The sequence below is a fragment of the Leptospira fluminis genome, assembly GCF_004771275.1.
Taxonomy (GTDB): domain Bacteria; phylum Spirochaetota; class Leptospiria; order Leptospirales; family Leptospiraceae; genus Leptospira_B; species Leptospira_B fluminis.
Genome location: NZ_RQEV01000011.1, coordinates 114,530 through 132,497, shown reverse-complemented (window position 1 = coordinate 132,497; position 17,968 = coordinate 114,530). Strand labels below are relative to the sequence as shown.

The window sequence follows — 17,968 nt, the reverse complement described above, 5'->3', positions numbered from 1 at the left end:
AGCGTTAAAGTAATCTGGAGTTGACAAAACGTTCCGAATATTAGGATATAGGGATGGTCTTTCCGAGCGAAAATGAACATACACTGGTACCACTTCGAAAAAGAAGGATACTATCTAAGCGTCCGTAACGTCAACGAGCGGATTGAAAGGCTCAACCCTCTTTACGTCCGTATCACGACTCTCAACCGAAATGTGGACAAATTGTTAAACGTCCTACTGGACCGGTATTTGGTTTATTTGGACGCGATCTCCCTGAAGGAATCCGTATTTTCGATCCTGCGTGAAAGCGTAATGAACGCCATTAAGGCGAATTCCAAACGGATTTTCTTTTCCGACAATAATCTCAATATTTCCGATCCGCTGGACTATGCCAAAGGGATGGAAAATTTCAAAAAGGAAATGATCCGCGATAAGGACCGGTACGCCGAGCTACTTGAAAAACTCAAATTCCATTGCTTGATCACGATGGCGTTCAATCGGACCAGCTTTTTGATGAGAGTTTCGAATAACGTTTCCATCATTCCCGAAGAGTTGAAAAGGGTGGAAAATCGGATTGGCAAGAGCCGAGAATATAACGATTTGGGCGAGGTTTTTGCCGACCATGCGGACGATTCGGAAGGCGCGGGTTTGGGGCTGGCCATGTCCTTATTGATGTTGAAAAACGAAGGTATCGAAGGGGATTGTTATAAACTCAAGGCCGAAGGCGAGATCACTTCGGCCTATATTAAGATCCCTTTGGATTTCAAACATAGAAACGTTTCCTACCAACGCACCGTCGAGATCATCGCCGAGATCGATAAGCTTCCCACTTTTCCGGAGAACCTGAATCAGATCATGAGTCTGATCAACAAGCCCGATTCCTCCATCGGTCAGATCACCGAATCGGTTTCGAGGGACGTTTCCCTTTCCACGAATATCCTTAAGCTAGCGAATTCGGCTTCCTTTGCGCTGGGGAGAAAGGTGGAGACTCTGGAAGAGGCGATCAAACGGATCGGACTTTCGGAACTGAACAATATTCTCTTAAGTCTCGGAACGAAAAAAATTCTGGAGGAACGATACAAAGAGTTCGAGCAGATTTGGGAAAGATCGAGTCTGTCCGCATATATATGCAAAAGGCTAGGGGAGAGAATGGGCTGGAAAAAGACGTTTCTCACGAATCTTGTATGTGCCGCTTTGCTGCACGACATCGGTCTGGTTATATTTCTTTCTCTCGAACCCGAAATCGTCGCGAAATTAACCGAATTGACCGGCAAGAATCTGATGGCTTCCAGCTTAGGCCTGGAAGAGGCGGCCTTGGGGGTGACTCATACGTCGCTCGGAGCGATGATATGCGAAAAATGGAATTTTTCGGATACCATTCGAGTGGCGGCGGAATATCATCATAGACCTTTGATGGCTAAGAAGGAATCCAGAGACGTGGTGTTCGCGGTATACCTTTCCGACTGGATCATCGATTGCAACGAGGGAAAGGCGGACCCCGCGGCGATTCATTGGGAAGTCTTGCAACACTTCGGATTCAAAAAAGACGAAGAATGGAAGGAGTTCGGAGAAAAGGTGATCGGAGAATACAAGGCCTTTCAAAGACAGGCCCGTTAGGATTTCTCACTGATCCATTTTCGGATTTCTTCGATCGAAAAATGGTCCCCTACTAGTTCACTATAAAGCACCCTTCTGATTACCAAATTCTCGTCGATTAGAAATTCGGCGGGTAGTCTATCGAAATTTGAACCTTCTTGTCGCCGTAAAGGGAAACCGGCTTGTTCAGCTTCTCGGATCTTTTCATGCACCGCTTCCGAATTCATGGAATTCTTTATCTTTTCGGGGGATGATTCCAGTTCGTAAAGATCGAAAATCTTCGCTTCCGGATCCGGTATCAATGGAAAAGGAGGGGATTGCTTTCCTACAAAAGGGAGCATATCTTCTTTTCCCGATTCGAATATCGCCAAAATTTGGATCAAATCCTTTAGCTCGGAAAAACTCCGAATCAATTCGTGAATCCTCAAATTACAGAGGGCACAGGCTCCGTTTCTGAAAAAGGAAAGCATAATTTTCTTCCCTTTAAGATCCGATAGCATGAAGGAATTTCCCTTCAAATCCCCAAATCGGAAATCTTTTGCAAGTTCTCCCGTTCGAATCATGTATATACCTCGTATTTGATTATATGCATAATAATTGCTTAGGCAATAAAAATATTTGAAACGATGCGTTTTTATTTACCATAGAATCATTTCGCCGATGAGTTAAAAAGGTCCCAATTTTGAAGGATGTTGGATTCGATCGTTTTGGAAATACGCTTCAGAGACGTCAGATCCTTGGAATTCAGGCCATCGTAGACGATTTTTCTCCCTTCGAGCATAAACGGGGTTATTTTGTCCAAGAGAGTTGTTCCGGCTTTAGTGATGACTATCGCAAATTTTCTCCGATCGTCCGGATCGTCCGTGCGAATGAGAAGGCCCTTCTTTTCTAGACCGTCCAGTAGTCTCGTTACGTTCGGTCTGTCCTTGAACGTCTTATCAACCAAGTCCGTCTGGGATATCGGCTTTTTGTTCGATAGACGATTCAATAGGAACCATTGCTCCACGGTTAAATCTATGTTTCGCTCCGACATGAGTTTGGTAAAATGAAGTCTCAAGAGTCTGTCGGTCCTATTAAAATAATAAGCGAAAGCCGTATCTATCAGACTTTCTTCTTTTTTGGATTCTCGAGCCATATTCCGATTTCCTTCGGTCTTCCGTTTCATTCTATTTTAAAATTCTCCACGATCCGATAAAAATCTTCGGCGGGCATTTCCTCAGGTCTTTTTTCCAACGATAGACCCGTATTCGAGATCGAATCTTTGAGCTTTTGGCGGAGCGTTTCTTCCGGGTAGGAAAGATTTTTAGGATAAAACGAGTTGAGAGGGGCTTCTTTAATCGAAGAGCCGATTTTCTTTCTTTTTCCCCAAAAAACCACGCGGCATAAAAATTCTAAAATAGGATATTTATTTTTGTCCGCGAATCTGGGATTACTCGTATAGGAAAGAATGCTCGAGTCCACGTTCGGCCTGGGGTAAAAGCTTCCTGATTTGACGGTTTTTTTTAGGACGAATTTTCCGTACGCTCCCGCATAGATTCCCAACGAGGAAATTTCGTTCGTCAGGCGCTGTGCGAATTCTTTCTGCACTAAGAAAACGGCGCCTTGCAGACGGTCCAATTTTTCCAAGGATGCAAGGATTAATTCCGAAGTGATATAATAGGGTAGGTTTCCGAAAAGAAAACAATCCGTACCCTCGTCCTTTAGGAGAGTTTCTCTGGCGTCTCCTAGGACCACTTCCGCTTGCGGTAGGAATTTTTTCAGCCAGTCGGAATAGACCGGATCGATTTCGTACAATCTCAATTTTTTTCCAGTGCGCGCCAACAGGTGCGTTAACGCGCCCAAGCCGGGGCCGATTTCCAGCAAAATGTCGGCGCGTTCGAGCGCTTTCCGGTCCGCGGAGTCGAGAAGGGTTTGGACCGCCTTGGGATCGATGAGAAAATTCTGGCCCCATTTTTTTAAGGGGGCCGAGGATTTTTCGTTCAGAAAATTCCGGAGCGCCGAAGTTTTATAAAACGGGTATTCCGGGTAGTTCATTGCCTCCAATAAACTTCCAGCCGTCGGCGATTCCAAGCCGTTTTCGAAACCGATTCCAGTCCTCCGGATCGTCCCGACTCCTATATCGTGGTGCGAGCAAAATAATTCCGGATCCTTGTTTCGTTTTTTGCAATAGGTCGGCCAAGGAATCTTTACCCGCTTCGAAACGGATCATTCTTAAGGAAGTCGAATCCACATAGAATTCCTTTCTCTTTGCCACGACATCCCAGCCTTCCGGAGGTAAGGCTTTCCGCGTTCCAGTGATTCCATACTCGAATCGGAGAGGTCTCTTTTTCCGTACGCAAAGAGAAATCCAAAAGGCGCAGGACTCGTCTTCCGCATAGGCCTTTTCCAACGGAGAGGTTCCGCAGACCAATACTCGGTATTTTCCGAACGCCTCCTTCAACATCTTCTTACTATATTTACATTTTCCTCCTAGGACTAATTCCTTCCCGTTCCTTAGTACGAATGTGAATCTATCTCCGAAGAATACGGAAGGGAATTGCTTCCATTCCGGAATCCCTGCCAAAAGAAAATGAAACGATATGCATATCGGCAGGGAAAATATCCAAATGGGAATTCGAAAAAGAAAGGGTATCTTACTAGGTGCCGGCGGATTTTTTCCGAACGTTTTCCTATCCATCCCGTTCGATTCCAGTTTTCTTTTCCTGAAGCAGCGCAATCCGATCAGGAATAAAAGAAATAAGACCCAGAGTAAGATCGCCTTTTCTTTGGAATCGGCTAGATAAAATCTTTGGATGCTCCATTCCAAGTCCGCCCATGTAACGGTCAACTTCCCTAAAATTTCCAACATATAGTTCACTAAAACCCAAACGGTTTCTTTTAGAAACGGAACATGGAGAAATTCCAGGAATAGAACGGAATAGAGTAGGGGCAGGAGGATTCCGCAAAGAGGAACGACCAATAAATTCAGACCTAAGGAACCGAAACTATAGGCTCCGAAATAGTGGACCAAAACGGGAAAGGTCCCGAAACCTGCGGCAAGAGAAACGGTCAGATTTTCGCGTAAGAAGAGTACGATTTTTCCCGGCCTGTTATCCTCGGCTTGCATTTCCGGGAGGCACAGATCCAGACTCGGTTTTAAAAGAAGAATGGATCCTACCGCTCCGAAAGATAAAAGAAAAGATACTCCGAACGATCGAGAGGGATCCCAAAAATACAAGATTCCGATCGAACCGAGGAGTAAATCCACGGATCTTTGTTTGCGATAAGCCAGGCTTTGGAGGAGAAGAACGGAGGAGAATACCCAGGCTCTCGCTAAAGACATGGGAAAACCCAGTGCGGCCAAGTACATCCAACCTACACAGACGGGAAAGATACGAGGAAACTTAAAGCCCAAGGACGGAATTCTTTTTAGGAAGGCGTAAATGGAGGCCAATAAGATTCCGAGATGGAGTCCGGACGCGGCAAACAGATGAAGGATTCCTCCTTCTTTTGCGTTTTGTTTGAATTCCTTATTTAACGCTCCGGAATCTCCGAGAACCAATCCTAAAGAGATTTCCTTTGCCAATCCCCGGATCCCGCCCCGATCGAGTCGGGATTCCACGAATCTAGAGGATGCTTCCTTCCAAATTTTAGATTCTTCTAATAAGGGAGCGGATCGTTTCGAAGGTCCGAAAGACAGTAGAAGGAAAAAGAATAGGATGCCCAGGCAAAAAGATAGAGTTTTGGCCGTAGATCTCTTATGGGATCGGAGGAAAGGAATGGCCAGTGCGCCGATTGCGGTCCAAGGAAGCAGAAGATCCGGCAAAAAAGATTCTAAGAATAGGCCGGACAAAAGACCTAAGACGGCGTAAGAAAAGCGGGAAGCGGGAATGAAATCCCGGTAATTTTCCTCTAAGAACCGACTCACTCGGATTGCGGTTCGGAAAAATCCGCGATTCGGCGGTGAATTTTAAAAAAAAGATCATAATCCCGAGTCGGCAGTATCTTCGCTTAAGACCACGCGATTCAGCGATATCCATTTTTGAGTGGGAAATTTAAAGATTAGCGAAGCGAAAGAATCCGCCCGCCTTCTATCCTCTTAGAATCCCGACCTTGCTCCGGACCGATTTCAGAACTTCGGAAGCGACGTTTCTTGCTTTGTCCGTTCCCTTACGCATCACCGAGTTTACATACGCGGGATCCGCAGCGATTCTTTCCCTTTCTGCGCGAAAAGGGGAGAAGTAATCCAGAATACGCTCCAAGAGCGCTTTTTTGAGATCGCCGTATCCGGTGCCCGGCACTTCGAATCGATTCCGTAGCTCTGTCTTTTCGGATTCATCCAAGAACAGGGAGTGAATCTGGTAAATTACGTTATTCTTATGATCCTTGGCTTCGTCCACGCCGGCCGAATCGGTAACGATCCCCATCACGGATTTTTTGAGTTTTTTTTCCTCGTCGAAGAAATTGATCGTATTGCCGTAGGATTTAGACATTTTGGCGCCGTCGGTACCGGGTACGATCGCGGTTTCTTCGTCGATTTCCGGCTCGGGTAATTTAAAGGTCTCTCCGTATTGCGCGTTGAATCGTTCCGCTATGTCTCGCGTGTATTCCAAGTGCTGTTTTTGGTCTTTTCCCACCGGGACGCGATCCGTTTCGAAAGCTAATATGTCCGCGGCCATCAAAACCGGATAAAAGAAGAGTCCCGCGCTCGGAGTAATCCCCTTGGCTACTTTATCCTTAAAGGAGTGCGCGAGTTGCAATTGCGGAACCGTGATCGACATGGATAGGTACCAAGCGAGTTCGGTCACTTCGGGGACGGAGGACTGGATCCAAAAGGAACACTTATCGGGATCTATTCCTAACGCCAAAAAGTCGCAGACGGCGTCGTAAGTATTGTCCTTTTGGTTTTTGGCGGAGGAAAACGTAGTGAGGGCGTGTAAGTCCGCTACAAAGCAATATAGATCCGAATCGTTCTGGTATTTTACGAGTTTTCGTATTACGGAAAAGTAATTTCCTAAGTGTAATTTGCCGGAAGGCTGAACTCCGGTTAATATCCTCATTGCGCCTCCGAGGATTCGGTTTGTAAGGATTCGCCGCCGTCAAAAGGTTTGCCGGAAAGGCGTTCGTATTCGGCTCTGAGAGCTTTCAGTTCCGCGTCTATTTTGCGGTGAACCGTAAGTTTATTCACCGTGAATTTGTCCTTATAGATCACCGCATAATTGAACAGCAATTGAGCCATATCCACGAAAACGTATTCCAGGGATTTATTATTCAAACGATTTCCGGAAACAACCGTGGAATCGTAATAAGGAATGAACCTGTGGAGCACTTTGATCTCATCGATCACTTTTTCCTTCGACGCCAATACCCGATCGTTCAATTGGCTTTTGGCCTCGTAATCCTTCGCTAGCAAATGGTTTTCCACGATCGTATTGATCTTTTCGGCGAATTTACCCATAAAAGCGGAGGCTTCGCCCAGCAAACGGAGAAGATTCACAGTAATCTGATCCTCTACCGAACTGCCCGAAGTATTTTGGTTAAAAGTAGCGAACGTATATTGGAAACTAGGGTACTTCTTATTGAATGCATCGAGTTGTCGGAGAAGGTTATTGATCTCCTCTATTTCTCCCTTGAAAAGGCCGGTCTGCATGATGATCACGTCGCGGTTGTGGTTTTTGGTTCCGATCTTTACGGTACCTTCCAAGATGGGAGAGTAGCAGGATTGAAAATCCCTTAAAAGTATATAGATAAGTTTGTGAGGCATTCCCTTAAAGGAGGATTTGAATGCCGAGGAGTTCATGTTTTCCGGCATGTGGTGGGCGAAATAATCGTCGACGACGCCGTTCAGAAAGTCGAAAGAGATTTTACCGTTTTCGTCGATTTTAAAATATCTTTGTCTTAGGTTCTGGAGTTCCTCTTTTTTATTTCCTCTCGTCAGGATATCGTCGGATAATTTGATCAAAGTCGTGTCGACTTCCTTCGTGATATCCGGGGAACCTTGGAATTTGGTCTCGTTGATCGGAGGTACGTTCAGAGAGTCGACGATTTCCTCCCAACTGATTACTTTACGGTTCGAGACGACGTAAAAAGCGCGTATCGCGTCGGTCAGTTTCGGTCTACCCGTTTCCAAATTCAAACCGTAGTTTAGGCCGGAAAGAATGGCGGGGAGTTTGATCGAAAGTTTCTCGTCCTTTTTTACCAATTCAGGGACGTTCGCGAGAATGATTTCCTTCGCGTCATCTCTCGAAAGATGTCTCGCGTAGTACATCTGCATCTTCAAGGATCGATTCAGAAATATCTCCGGAGAGATTTCATCGATGAATAGGGAGTCCAGAGAGATGAAGTTGTTAAAGAATTTATTAAAATTTAATACTATATTGTATACGAGAGGGCGCCAATGTCTCCATCCTTGGCTTTCCGCCAAACGAAGCGCCTGTAACGTGGAGATGATCTGATCCTCTTTGAGCGCTTTAAAAAGACGTTCTACGGACGGGGCGATCCTGGAATTTCTGCCTAAAAAGCCGACTTCCACTGTGCCGGTTTCTTTGGCGAATTTGGTGATCGCGGCATTTCCTCCAAAGAGGTTCGCAAAAAAGCCTATGCCGACATTGGCGCTATCGGCTCTACGAACCGGTTTCGGTGCCGTCTTGGACTGAGATCCGGAGGTTGCCTGTCCCGCATTTTGTTTAGCGGCTTTTTCGTCCTCTTCGGCTCTCCTATTCTCTTCCCTCTTTTTTTGTTCGAATTCTTCGTCGACCTTCTTCATTAGGTCGATACGTATGAATATGTCGTTCGATTTTTGAATGACTTCGTCGATCTTCTGTTGTTGCTCCGGGGAACGAGCTTTACGGTAAAGATCCGCGAATATCTTATGTGCGTCCGTTCTAGAAGTGGCAGACAAGGCCTATTCCCTCTCGTTGAGCGGGTTCTCCACGATTTGCGCGTTTGCAGGAGCTCCGAAATTGAATAAGGAAGCCGCAAGTCCTACGTTCGTTTGCACACCTGAAAACGAGATCGAAGTGTATTCCCCCGAACCTCGGTGTTTCATCCGTAAGGACCTTGGAGTATTATCAGAGCCTAAGGTGACCACGATTTCTTCGTAGGTTTTCGTCGGGGATTTTAAACGCAAAGAACCGCCGACAGGAGTTACCTCTTCGTAACCGGAAAGTAATCCCGCGATTCCGCCGCTCATTCCTTTTAAATCCTGTTTTCCTACGATTCCTCTGGAAGGAGAGTAAAACCATAAAAAGCGACCGTTTGCGGCGATCACCCTTCCATCTGAGAATTTGACGTGTAATTGGTTGGGTTTCTTGTACGAAAGTGTTCCCGAAAGTTCGTTATTAACGGTAATACTGGCCCGAAAACTAGAAATTTCGCTCATTTTTCCGATTAAGGCGTTTAAACGATCCTTACCCGGATCCGGTAAAATAGAAGTGCCGCAGACCAAAAAGACTGCGGCACCGATACAGGATAGATACCCCTTGGATGAAGCCATAATCGTTCTTACTATGGCTTCATTAGACGAATTTATCCAAGTACTTTTTTGAACTCGTCCGTAAGAGCGGGAACGACTTCGAACAGGTCTCCGACCACTCCATACGTGGCCACTTTAAAGATAGGAGCATCCCCGTCTTTATTGATGGCGACGATATATTTGGAGGAGCCCATTCCTGCCAAGTGCTGGATTGCTCCGGAAATCCCACAAGCGATGTAACAATTCGGAGAAACGGTTTTTCCGGTTTGTCCCACTTGGTGGCTGTGAGCAATCCAACCTGCATCCACGGCTGCGCGGGAAGCTCCCAACGCTGCTCCTAGTACATCAGCCAGTCCTTGTAGGATCGGCCAGTTTTCCGGGCCTTTGATTCCGCGTCCGCCGGACACGATGATGGAGGCTTCGGTCAATTGGACTTTGTTTCCGCCACTCAGATCGGAAGATACGATTTTCACTTTCGCATCTCCAGAAGCGGGGGAAGCGGATTCCACTGCTCCGGCTCCGGCCTTTTGGGCGACTTCCTGAGAGTTAGGGCGGACAGTGAACATGGCTATCGGGCTGGTCACCTTAAAGTTTCCGTACGCTTTACCGGAATAGATCGGCTTTTTCGCCACGACTTTGCCTCCGTCAACGGAGAGTCCGACGACATCAGCGATAATCCCAGCGCCTACTTTTACCGCGACTCTAGGGGAATAATCCTTACCTTGAGAAGTGTGCGGGAGAAGAACTACGGAAGGGTTTTTCTCTTTGATTACTGCTGCAATGAGGTTTGCCCAGGTTTCCGCGTTGAAGTCGCCTGCATTTATGGTAACGATGGAATCGGCTCCGACTGCAGCCAAATCTCCGGCAAATTTATCCACGCCGGATCCTAAGAGCACAGCGGTCACTTTGCCACCGAGCGCGTCGGCGATCTTACGACCTGCGGATGTGATTTCTTTGGAGATTTTTTTGAGTTCTCCGTCTTTGAGTTCGCCTACGATTAATACGTTGCTCACGGGTATTCTCCTTAGATAACCTTAGCTTCTTCACGAAGCGCTTTGACGAGCTGTTCGGCGTATCCCTTTGCGTCCGCAGCTTCCAGTTTGCGACCAGGAATGCGTGGGGGCGGGGGTTCTAATCCTACTATCTCGATCTTGCTTGCCGGATTGCCCAGGTCTGCTGGAGACTTGCTTTCTATCGGCTTTTTCTTTGCAGCCATTAAGCCTTTCAGGTTCGGATAACGAGGTTCGTTCAATCCTTTTTGGGCGGTGATGGCGACCGGCAAGGAGGTTTCTACGACTTGGGTTCCGCCTTCCACTTCTTTCGTGGATTTAACGTTGGTTCCGCTGATCTCTAAGCTTACTGCGAAAGCGACGTGAGGAATTCCCAGCGCTTCTGCTACTTGTACGACGACCTGAGAACTGTCGGAATCGATGGACTGACGGCCTCCGATGATTATGTCGGCATTTTCGGATTTTGCGAAGTTTGCGATCAACTCTGCAGCCAGGACGGTATCAAAAGGAACATAATTGTCCACTTTGATTTGAACGGCACGGTCCGCTCCCATTGCGTAGGCTTGGCGAAGGGATTCTTGCACGCGATCCGGACCGAGGGAAACTGCGATAACTTCCCCGCCGTGTTTCTCGCGTAATCTAAGGCCTTCCTCGATTGCGAATTCATCGTAGGGAGAGATAATCCATTTAATTCCGGCTTCGTTGATGGACTTGTCCCCGACTTTGATATTCGTTTCGGTGTCAGGCACCTGCTTCACTAAAACGATGATCTTCATGAACCTAGGTTCTCCAATAAAAATAGGGCTATAAACACGAAATTTCCGAAAAGCTCGGATGCAAACTACTTTTTTAGCTTCTTTCGGGAAATCTACCTCATCGAAACAGAATGAGTGTTCTGCTCCAATAATAATCCCAGATCAAACCCAATATAATCACTAGTGCGTTCAGATCCGTTTTAATCAGAAACGTTAATCCCCAAAAATAGGGAAGCAGCAGCGTACAGATAAAAAAGAGAAACCAAAAAATCGATTTTAGGGCAAAAGGAGAAGAGAGAGATTCGGACAAAGCTTCTCTCAATCCGGTCAGGGATTTTTTCTTTAGGCCTCCGTTTCTGGATCCTAAAAGGAAAGATAGGGCGCAAATTGCGGTTAATACGACAGAATATTTCATTCGGATTTCGTCCTTGTCCGGTATTCGCATTCGGGAAACGTTACTAGCGTTTTGTTTTCCGAGCCGGAAAAAAGAAAATGCGGTTTTATAAACCGCTCTTACAATAGGATACCGGGACATATTGTCCAGTCCCTTTTAAAAACCGGCGATACCGTCGGGTCGGGATTCTGAGAAAATAGTAAAACGATCCATTCGAGTTGGACCGGAAAGAATAGAGAGGTAGGATCATGAAAAATCTTTTAGAGAAGCGGCTCGATCTGTTTAACCCCACGGAAAATCATCTCGCCCTCCGGGAGAATGTGGCGGCGTTTGCAAAGCAAAGTCTGGACGAGCAAGCAAAGGAACATGACGACGGTGAAATATTCAATTCCGCCCTCTTTCGGAGGCTCGGAACAGAATTGGGAATTTTCGGAGTGACGGTTCCAGAAGAGGACGGGGGCATGGGTCTAGATCCCGTCGCGAGCGTGATCATTCATGAGGAATTTTCCGCATACGATCCTGGATTTACTTTATCTTATCTGGCTCACGAAGTTCTGTTCGTGAATAATTTCTATTACAGCTCGAACGACGTTCAAAAGAAAAAATACCTACACAAGGTCATTTCCGGGGAATGGATCGGAGGCATGGGCATGACGGAGCCGGGAGCGGGCACGGACGTACTCGGAATGAATACCGTAGCGGTTCGTCGGGGAGATAAGTATCTTCTCAACGGAACCAAGCAATACATTACGAACGGAAACGTAGGCCAGATCTTTTTGGTATACGCTAAGACGAGCAGGGAAGCGAGAAAGACGACCGCCTTTCTCGTAGAGAGCTCCTTTCCCGGTTTCGGCGTAGGAAAAAAAGAAGAAAAGATGGGGATGAGATCTTCTCCCACTACCCAGCTCGTCTTCGATAATACCGAGGTTCCCGCGGAAAATCTGATCGGTTCGGAGGACGGGGCCTTGGTCCACATGATGAGAAACCTGGAGATAGAGCGGGTTACTCTAGCGGCACAATCCCTGGGAATCGCAAAGCGCTGTGTGGATGTCATGTGCGATTATACGATCCGACACCGGGAGGCTTTCGGTAAAAAGTTGGTGGAATTCGGTCAGATCCAACGTTTGCTCGCCGAATCCTATGCTGACTACCAAGCGGCTAGAGCGCTCGTTTACGACGTTGCCTCTAAAATCCATCCGGAAAACAGGAATTCGTTGGGAGCCGCCTCGGCAAAATTAGTGGCAACCCAAATGGCGGAAAGGGTTTCCAGAAACGCAATCCAAGTGCTGGGCGGATACGGATATTGCAGGGAATACCCGGTAGAGCGTCTCCATAGAGATGCTATCCTTCTTTCCATCGGAGGCGGAACGAATGAAGCCATGCAAAAGAATATCGCGGCAGACCTGAGAGCTATCTATATTACTTCCGGCTAAGAGAACGAGGATAGAGGTTTTCGTAAAAGTTCTTCCCGCGTAAGGGCACCCTAATAAGTTCTGTTTCGTAGCCGGATCATTTTGTCCGGTAGGAATCGATCGAGGAAAATGATGATCATCAGACTATTAGCCGCAAATCGTTCGGAGAGGAAAATTTCCATCGGACTTTGCCTTGCCCTGATTTGGGCAATCCTTTCTCTTCATACAAATTGCAGCTCCATCCCCGTTTCCGAAGGGGGATTTTCCCACTCCAAACTTGATCGGGATCGGTTGACCCTTTCTGACACGGATACTCCTCCTGCGGACAGACATCTGCACGCCGATCATTATCCCGCCTCGAACGAAAGAAGATTGGATCTGTTCCGTTCCCGCATAGAAGGATTGGGTGGCGGCTACATCGGAGTCGGAACAGACCAGAATCTGACTTTAGTGGCATGGGCAAAGAGCGATTACGCTTATCTCGCTGATTTCGATCCGGTTACGGTAGCGATCAATCGAATCCATTTGTATTTTTTGGAATTAGCTCCGAACTATCGCGAATTCGAAAAACTTTGGGACGTGAAAAATAAAAAGGAAACATTAGTTCTCCTCGAAAAGAAGTTCGCGTCCGACCCGGAATACAAGGTGATTCTGAGCGCGTATGAAATCTCTTTGAGAAAAGGGGGAGTCCCGCAGCGTCTGGGAGATTTAAAGAAGATTTCCTCCGTATATCCGTTCAAATCCTTTCACAACGATCCCGCAGATTATGACTTTCTCAGAAATATGGTTATAGAGGGCAGGATTCTCGCGATCGACGGAAATCTGCTTGGGAACAAAACCTTTCGTTCCGTAGGAGAAAAGGCGGTTTCCGTACATATACCGATTCGAATTCTGTATACCTCCAATGCGGAGGAGTATTTCCGGTATCCGGAAGATATGAGGAGGAATTTCTTATCCTTACCTACGGATGATAAAAGCTTGGTCGTTCGTACTTTGACGAAAGGAGCCAAGAGATTCGGTTTTCCGGACGGGGAAATGTTTCCGAAAGATTATCCCTTCCATTACAACATCCAGACGATGGAGAATTTCAAAATCTGGCTAAAACAACCCGGGGCCTTGTCCACAATCGGAATCTTATCCAAACGAAAAGAGATCGTAAAAGGCTTTTCCGTTGTGGAAGCTCTTCCGGACGAAGAACCGAAGAACACGGCGCAAAAATAATCCCGAAAATGCTTGGACTGTTTCGGATAACGCGAAGAATCCTTTTTCTTACCATCCTTTTCGGGATGTTTCTTTTATGTTCGGCTGCTGGCGGACAGGTACGCTCCGATTCCTCTCCGGATGGAATCAGGATCGTTGCGGTGGGAGACATCATGTCTCATCAGACTCAGATCGATTCCGCGTACGAAAAATCCTGCGATTGCTGGGATTTTTCGGAAGTGTTCGAAGAGGTTCGGCAACAAATTTCGGAAGCGGATCTTGCGGTCGCGAATTTTGAAACCACTTTACCCGGGGATCGCAAGCAATATAGCGGTTATCCTCAATTCGGTGCTCCGGATTCCCTTGCGAAAGCGATTAAGGATACCGGTTTCGATCTGGTCTCCACTGCGAACAATCATTCCTGCGATAAGGGCAAGGAAGGGATCGTAAGAACGATCTCCGTTCTGGACGATCTAGGATTAAAGCATCTGGGAACGTATCGAAGCAAAGAAGAGTTCGACAAAAATCGGATTTTAAAACTGAGAGTGGGCGGTATCGAACTTGCGTTCCTGAATTATACCTACGGAACGAACGGTCTAGAGGTTCCGGCGGGAACCGTTGTGAATCTGATCGATACGGCCAGGATTGCCGAAGATATCGCCCTGGCAAAAAAAGAGGAGCCGGACGGAATCGTGGTCATGTACCATTTCGGAACGGAGTATCTTCGCGAACCGGATCCCTTCCAAAAGGAAATCGTGGATTTTACGATGGAAGCCGGTGCGGATATCGTGCTCGGCGGACACCCTCATAGTCTGCAAAGGTTCGGAAAGAAAAAAGTCAAGGATCGATTCGGTCAGGAAAAGGAACGCTTCTTCGTTTATTCGTTGGGGAATTTCGTTTCGGGACAGGATCGCAGGTATGTGGACGGGGGAATGATCCTGAATTTTTCGCTTTCGAAGGACGCAGGAAAATTATCGATCTATGATGTGTATTACGAACCGATTTGGGTTTATATAGATCGCACCGGCGCTAAAGGTCCCAAATTCCGACTTTTACCAGTGCGAAAATATCTGAAAAACGACCAATCCAGGAAACTTCCCGATCAAGCATTTCGGAGAATGTTGCAGTTTTATAAGGATACTTCTGAAATCCTAGGGCCTGCGGGAAGAAGATAGGACGGTTTTTTTCTTTTTACACTTGTTTTTCCCCCCTTTTTAAGTCTTCTTTTCCCGGCGTTACAGGGTGGGTGAAGAATGCGGTTTTCCAGAAAAAAATTTTTGGAGCTGAGTGCGGCGACGGTTGCAGCTTGTCTTTGCGGAAAACACGACCTTCTATATTCCTTGAACGCGGAATCGAAACAGGACGGAGGGGCTCCCCTCATGCTACAACGAAAAATTCCGAACACGGGGGAAACGATTCCCGCTATCGGCTTAGGGACCTGGCAGACATTCGACGTTTCGGGAGATCCGAATTCCTTGGCTCCGTTAAACGAAGTCTTTCGGGAATTTCTTTCCGGAGGGGGGCGACTCGTGGATTCGTCCCCCATGTACGGAAGAGCGGAAGAAACGGTGGGTCTTCTTTCCGAAACGCTATCGACGGCGGAACGAAAAAAGATCTTCTTTGCCACGAAGGTCTGGGTTCGAGGAGAAGCCGCAGGTAAATCCCAAATTCAGGCCTCTTTTAAGAAGATGCGTACGGACAGGGTCGATCTATTCCAAATACATAATCTTCTGGATACGGAGACGCATCTCAAAATCCTTCGTTCGTTAAGAGAAGAAGGAAAAGTAAGATACGTCGGCTTAACTCACTTTACGCCTTCCTCCTTTTCGGAAATGGAAAGAATCGCATCGCGGGAGAAAGTCGATTTCCTACAAATCCCGTATTCCGTCGTGACCCGGGCCGCGGAGAATCGGATCCTGCCTTTTGCACAAGAGAACCGGATCGGGATTCTGATCAATCGACCGTTCGAAGAAGGAGGCTTGTTCCGTAAGACGAAAGGAAAAATTCTCCCGGAATATTTCAAGGAGTGGGGTTGCGAATCCTTTGCCCAAGCGTTTTTAAAGTACATCCTCTCTCATCCCGCAGTGACTTGTGTGATTCCGGCTACGGCAAAGATCTCCCATTTGCAGGATAATCTGAAAGCGGGTTTGGGAAATTTTCCCGACCAGAAAGAACGGAAGAGATTTTTGTCCAATTTGTTGGACTCTTTGGAATCTTGATTCCAGTGCTCATTTCTTCTTTCTAAATTTTCCTCTTTTCATTTTCCGACGGATCCTCTAGAATTATTCCGCCTGGAGAAACGCAATGACCGAGAACTTATGGAAAACACATGCGCTTGCCTGGAAAGCCGCCGGCTCTTTTTTTGAATGGAAGCGAAGGAAAATCTTTTACAGAACGGGTGGAGAAGGGGAAAATCTTTTGCTTCTCCACGGATTTCCCACTTCTTCCTGGGATTGGAAGGATCTATGGACGGATTTGACCTCCCGCTATCGGGTCGTCGCTTTGGATTATTTGGGTTTCGGTTTTTCGGACAAACCTAAGAGCGGGCACTACTCCGTCTTTCAATATGCCGACCAAGCGGAAGATCTGCTACAGGAATTGAAGATCCAAAAAACCCATGTACTTGCACATGATCTCGGGGATACGGTAGCACAAGAGTTGCTTGCTCGTTTCCGGGAAAAGATTTCGGGGCAAAGGATCGGAGGTCCCGATCTTCAATCCGTCTTTTTATTGAACGGAGGGATTTTTCCGGAAACCCATAGGCCCAGGGCCGTGCAGAAATTACTCAACAGCCCTTTCGGTTTTTTCTTTTCGAAATTATTGAACAAGACCTCCTTCGAGCGGAATCTCTCGGAGGTATTCGGGGAAGGAACGAAACCTAGCAAGGAGGAACTGGAAGGCTTTTGGGAGTGCGCAAGTAACGGAGGAGGAAAGGCGATCTATCATAAATTGATCCGTTACATACGGGAACGAAAATTGTTTCGGGAAAGATGGGTGGGTGCGATTCTAGATTGTCCCGTTCCGTTCGCGTTCGCCGACGGGTTGGCGGATCCGGTCAGCGGTGCGCATGTCGTGCAACGATTGAGGCAGTTCAGACCGGACGCAACGGTCTATGAATTTCCACACATTGGACATTATCCTCAGACGGAATCCCCCAATGAGGTTTTGAGCGCGTACGCTAAGTTTCGTTCTTAATATTTCCTTGAAAAAAAGGAAAATCCTGTAAGAATGAAACGAAAGTGAAAGAAACGTCCGATGCCGAAAATCGCCTATAATAATCCGCGCTTTTTCGACTTTCTATACGACGATTTCCTTTGTGCGGCGGTGGATTCCCAGGCGGCGAGTTCGGGAGTTTTATTTCATTCTCTGACTAAGGAAAATGTCTGGGAATTGTTCGAGATCACCGGAGTCCTTTCCGAGCTGAGAAAAAAAGGATATACTTCCCCGAAACTGGAATTGTCCGGTACCGACGATTTGTACCAAAGAGTCGTTCTGGCCGAAGAAGGCGAGATACTGATCCACCTCCGTTTGAGCATCCAGGAATATAGAATCAGAATCAACGATTACTTCTTCAAAGAAAATTACCTGGTCATCAATTGGTTGCAGACACGTCATCCGAAACACAAGGATCGGAAAAATACCAGACTTTATCCCGGGCAAGACACCCCTGGCCTAGGCATCTTCCCCGAGATGGCCGATTTTATCGGCTTTTTGATTATCTCCTTAAGGCTGAACGGTACCGTGGTTCGTCCGGAGTATTTTCACGATGCGGTTCTTTTTTCCCGCAAGTTCCAGTTTCTGGAAGCGGAATCGAAAGCCCTATTCAAGGTCTTGAAGTCCGCGTTTCCTAAGCATTCGATCCGCGCAATCTCCACCCTGCTGTATCATGGAAAAGTAATAGACTCTAAAAAAGGAGTCACGGAGTGGAAACCGACGGAAATGATTTTCTTTTTGGAAAAGACCTTGTCCCATTTCGTTTTTAATCGTAAGTTCGAAAAAAAAGTCTCTAAAATCGCGGAGAATTTCAACCTTACTCTCGCGGAAGGTGCGGAAGAAGAACTAGGCCTAAAGGTATAGGGATATATTCGAACATTTGTTTTGAAATTTTTTTTATTTCGGATAGAATACCGTCCGCTCGTCTTATGAATTTGGCTCGGACCGGGCATTCG

At 46.8% G+C, this 17,968-nt stretch carries 17 protein-coding genes; 7 read left to right on the top strand and 10 right to left on the bottom strand.

Annotated elements, in window-relative coordinates:
• Positions 1-72: 72 nt before the first annotated feature.
• The gene (locus EHO61_RS10715) at positions 73-1,596 is read left to right on the top strand and encodes an HDOD domain-containing protein (protein WP_135813592.1); all 1,524 of its coding nucleotides are present in this window, start codon (positions 73-75) and stop codon (positions 1,594-1,596) included.
• On the opposite strand, the gene EHO61_RS10710 is transcribed toward EHO61_RS10715, so the two are convergent.
• From EHO61_RS10710 to EHO61_RS10665, 10 genes are all read right to left on the bottom strand, one after another.
• Positions 1,593-2,138 (bottom strand): redoxin domain-containing protein, encoded by a 546-nt coding sequence (locus tag EHO61_RS10710; protein WP_135813591.1) that lies wholly within the window; start codon positions 2,136-2,138, stop codon positions 1,593-1,595. The genes EHO61_RS10715 and EHO61_RS10710 overlap by 4 nt on opposite strands.
• Positions 2,139-2,224: 86 nt before the next feature.
• A complete protein-coding gene (locus EHO61_RS10705; protein WP_246032097.1) occupies positions 2,225-2,740 on the bottom strand; it encodes a MarR family winged helix-turn-helix transcriptional regulator in 516 nt (171 codons plus the stop codon).
• A complete protein-coding gene (gene rsmA, locus EHO61_RS10700; protein ID WP_135813590.1) occupies positions 2,737-3,609 on the bottom strand; it encodes a 16S rRNA (adenine(1518)-N(6)/adenine(1519)-N(6))-dimethyltransferase RsmA in 873 nt (290 codons plus the stop codon). Before rsmA ends, EHO61_RS10705 begins: the two co-directional genes overlap by 4 nt.
• The gene (locus EHO61_RS10695; RefSeq protein WP_135813589.1) at positions 3,581-5,482 is read right to left on the bottom strand and encodes a ComEC/Rec2 family competence protein; all 1,902 of its coding nucleotides are present in this window, start codon (positions 5,480-5,482) and stop codon (positions 3,581-3,583) included. Before EHO61_RS10695 ends, rsmA begins: the two co-directional genes overlap by 29 nt.
• A 163-nt stretch (positions 5,483-5,645) precedes the next feature.
• Entirely contained in the window at positions 5,646-6,614 is a 969-nt protein-coding gene (gene trpS, locus EHO61_RS10690) for a tryptophan--tRNA ligase (protein ID WP_135813588.1), read from the bottom strand.
• Positions 6,611-8,455, bottom strand: coding sequence for a hypothetical protein (locus EHO61_RS10685; RefSeq protein WP_135813587.1), 1,845 nt, complete (start codon positions 8,453-8,455; stop codon positions 6,611-6,613). Before EHO61_RS10685 ends, trpS begins: the two co-directional genes overlap by 4 nt.
• Positions 8,456-8,458: 3 nt before the next feature.
• Positions 8,459-9,049: a LolA family protein gene (locus tag EHO61_RS10680; protein ID WP_135813586.1), complete on the bottom strand. Its 591-nt coding sequence runs from the start codon at positions 9,047-9,049 to the stop codon at positions 8,459-8,461.
• A gap of 32 nt (positions 9,050-9,081) precedes the next feature.
• Positions 9,082-10,041: an electron transfer flavoprotein subunit alpha/FixB family protein gene (locus tag EHO61_RS10675; protein ID WP_135813585.1), complete on the bottom strand. Its 960-nt coding sequence runs from the start codon at positions 10,039-10,041 to the stop codon at positions 9,082-9,084.
• 11 nt (positions 10,042-10,052) lie between these two features.
• A complete protein-coding gene (locus EHO61_RS10670; protein ID WP_135813584.1) occupies positions 10,053-10,814 on the bottom strand; it encodes an electron transfer flavoprotein subunit beta/FixA family protein in 762 nt (253 codons plus the stop codon).
• 97 nt (positions 10,815-10,911) lie between these two features.
• Positions 10,912-11,208: an LIC10362 family protein gene (locus EHO61_RS10665; protein WP_135813583.1), complete on the bottom strand. Its 297-nt coding sequence runs from the start codon at positions 11,206-11,208 to the stop codon at positions 10,912-10,914.
• A 227-nt stretch (positions 11,209-11,435) separates the two neighbouring features.
• Between EHO61_RS10665 and EHO61_RS10660 the strand changes: the two genes are divergently transcribed.
• The 6 genes from EHO61_RS10660 to EHO61_RS10635 all read left to right on the top strand — a co-directional run bounded on the left by EHO61_RS10660 (position 11,436) and on the right by EHO61_RS10635 (position 17,876).
• Positions 11,436-12,620: an acyl-CoA dehydrogenase family protein gene (locus EHO61_RS10660; protein ID WP_135813582.1), complete on the top strand. Its 1,185-nt coding sequence runs from the start codon at positions 11,436-11,438 to the stop codon at positions 12,618-12,620.
• Positions 12,621-12,731: 111 nt separating this feature from the next.
• The gene (locus EHO61_RS10655; protein ID WP_135813802.1) at positions 12,732-13,820 is read left to right on the top strand and encodes an LIC_10091 family lipoprotein; all 1,089 of its coding nucleotides are present in this window, start codon (positions 12,732-12,734) and stop codon (positions 13,818-13,820) included.
• Positions 13,821-13,885: 65 nt separating this feature from the next.
• Positions 13,886-14,974 carry a CapA family protein gene (locus tag EHO61_RS10650; protein WP_246032095.1) on the top strand — a complete coding sequence of 363 codons (1,089 nt, stop codon included), beginning with the start codon at positions 13,886-13,888 and terminating at the stop codon, positions 14,972-14,974.
• A gap of 78 nt (positions 14,975-15,052) precedes the next feature.
• The gene (locus EHO61_RS10645) at positions 15,053-16,018 is read left to right on the top strand and encodes an aldo/keto reductase (protein WP_135813580.1); all 966 of its coding nucleotides are present in this window, start codon (positions 15,053-15,055) and stop codon (positions 16,016-16,018) included.
• Between the two features lie 85 nt (positions 16,019-16,103).
• A complete protein-coding gene (locus EHO61_RS10640; protein WP_135813579.1) occupies positions 16,104-16,994 on the top strand; it encodes an alpha/beta fold hydrolase in 891 nt (296 codons plus the stop codon).
• 60 nt (positions 16,995-17,054) lie between these two features.
• On the top strand, positions 17,055-17,876 hold the full coding sequence (locus EHO61_RS10635; RefSeq protein ID WP_135813578.1) for a histone deacetylase: 822 nt from the start codon (positions 17,055-17,057) through the stop codon (positions 17,874-17,876).
• Positions 17,877-17,968: the final 92 nt, after the last annotated feature.

Excerpts from the sequence above, each read along its gene's own strand:
- EHO61_RS10715 (WP_135813592.1), top strand. The coding sequence starts at position 73 with ATGAACATACACTGGTACCACTTCGAAAAAGAAGGATACTATCTAAGC.
- EHO61_RS10710 (WP_135813591.1), bottom strand. The coding sequence starts at position 2,138 with ATGATTCGAACGGGAGAACTTGCAAAAGATTTCCGATTTGGGGATTTG.
- EHO61_RS10705 (WP_246032097.1), bottom strand. The coding sequence starts at position 2,740 with ATGAAACGGAAGACCGAAGGAAATCGGAATATGGCTCGAGAATCCAAA.
- rsmA (WP_135813590.1), bottom strand. The coding sequence starts at position 3,609 with ATGAACTACCCGGAATACCCGTTTTATAAAACTTCGGCGCTCCGGAAT.
- trpS (WP_135813588.1), bottom strand. The coding sequence starts at position 6,614 with ATGAGGATATTAACCGGAGTTCAGCCTTCCGGCAAATTACACTTAGGA.
- EHO61_RS10680 (WP_135813586.1), bottom strand. The coding sequence starts at position 9,049 with ATGGCTTCATCCAAGGGGTATCTATCCTGTATCGGTGCCGCAGTCTTT.
- EHO61_RS10670 (WP_135813584.1), bottom strand. The coding sequence starts at position 10,814 with ATGAAGATCATCGTTTTAGTGAAGCAGGTGCCTGACACCGAAACGAAT.
- EHO61_RS10665 (WP_135813583.1), bottom strand. The coding sequence starts at position 11,208 with ATGAAATATTCTGTCGTATTAACCGCAATTTGCGCCCTATCTTTCCTT.
- EHO61_RS10660 (WP_135813582.1), top strand. The coding sequence starts at position 11,436 with ATGAAAAATCTTTTAGAGAAGCGGCTCGATCTGTTTAACCCCACGGAA.
- EHO61_RS10655 (WP_135813802.1), top strand. The coding sequence starts at position 12,732 with ATGATCATCAGACTATTAGCCGCAAATCGTTCGGAGAGGAAAATTTCC.
- EHO61_RS10650 (WP_246032095.1), top strand. The coding sequence starts at position 13,886 with ATGTTTCTTTTATGTTCGGCTGCTGGCGGACAGGTACGCTCCGATTCC.
- EHO61_RS10645 (WP_135813580.1), top strand. The coding sequence starts at position 15,053 with ATGCGGTTTTCCAGAAAAAAATTTTTGGAGCTGAGTGCGGCGACGGTT.
- EHO61_RS10640 (WP_135813579.1), top strand. The coding sequence starts at position 16,104 with ATGACCGAGAACTTATGGAAAACACATGCGCTTGCCTGGAAAGCCGCC.
- EHO61_RS10635 (WP_135813578.1), top strand. The coding sequence starts at position 17,055 with ATGCCGAAAATCGCCTATAATAATCCGCGCTTTTTCGACTTTCTATAC.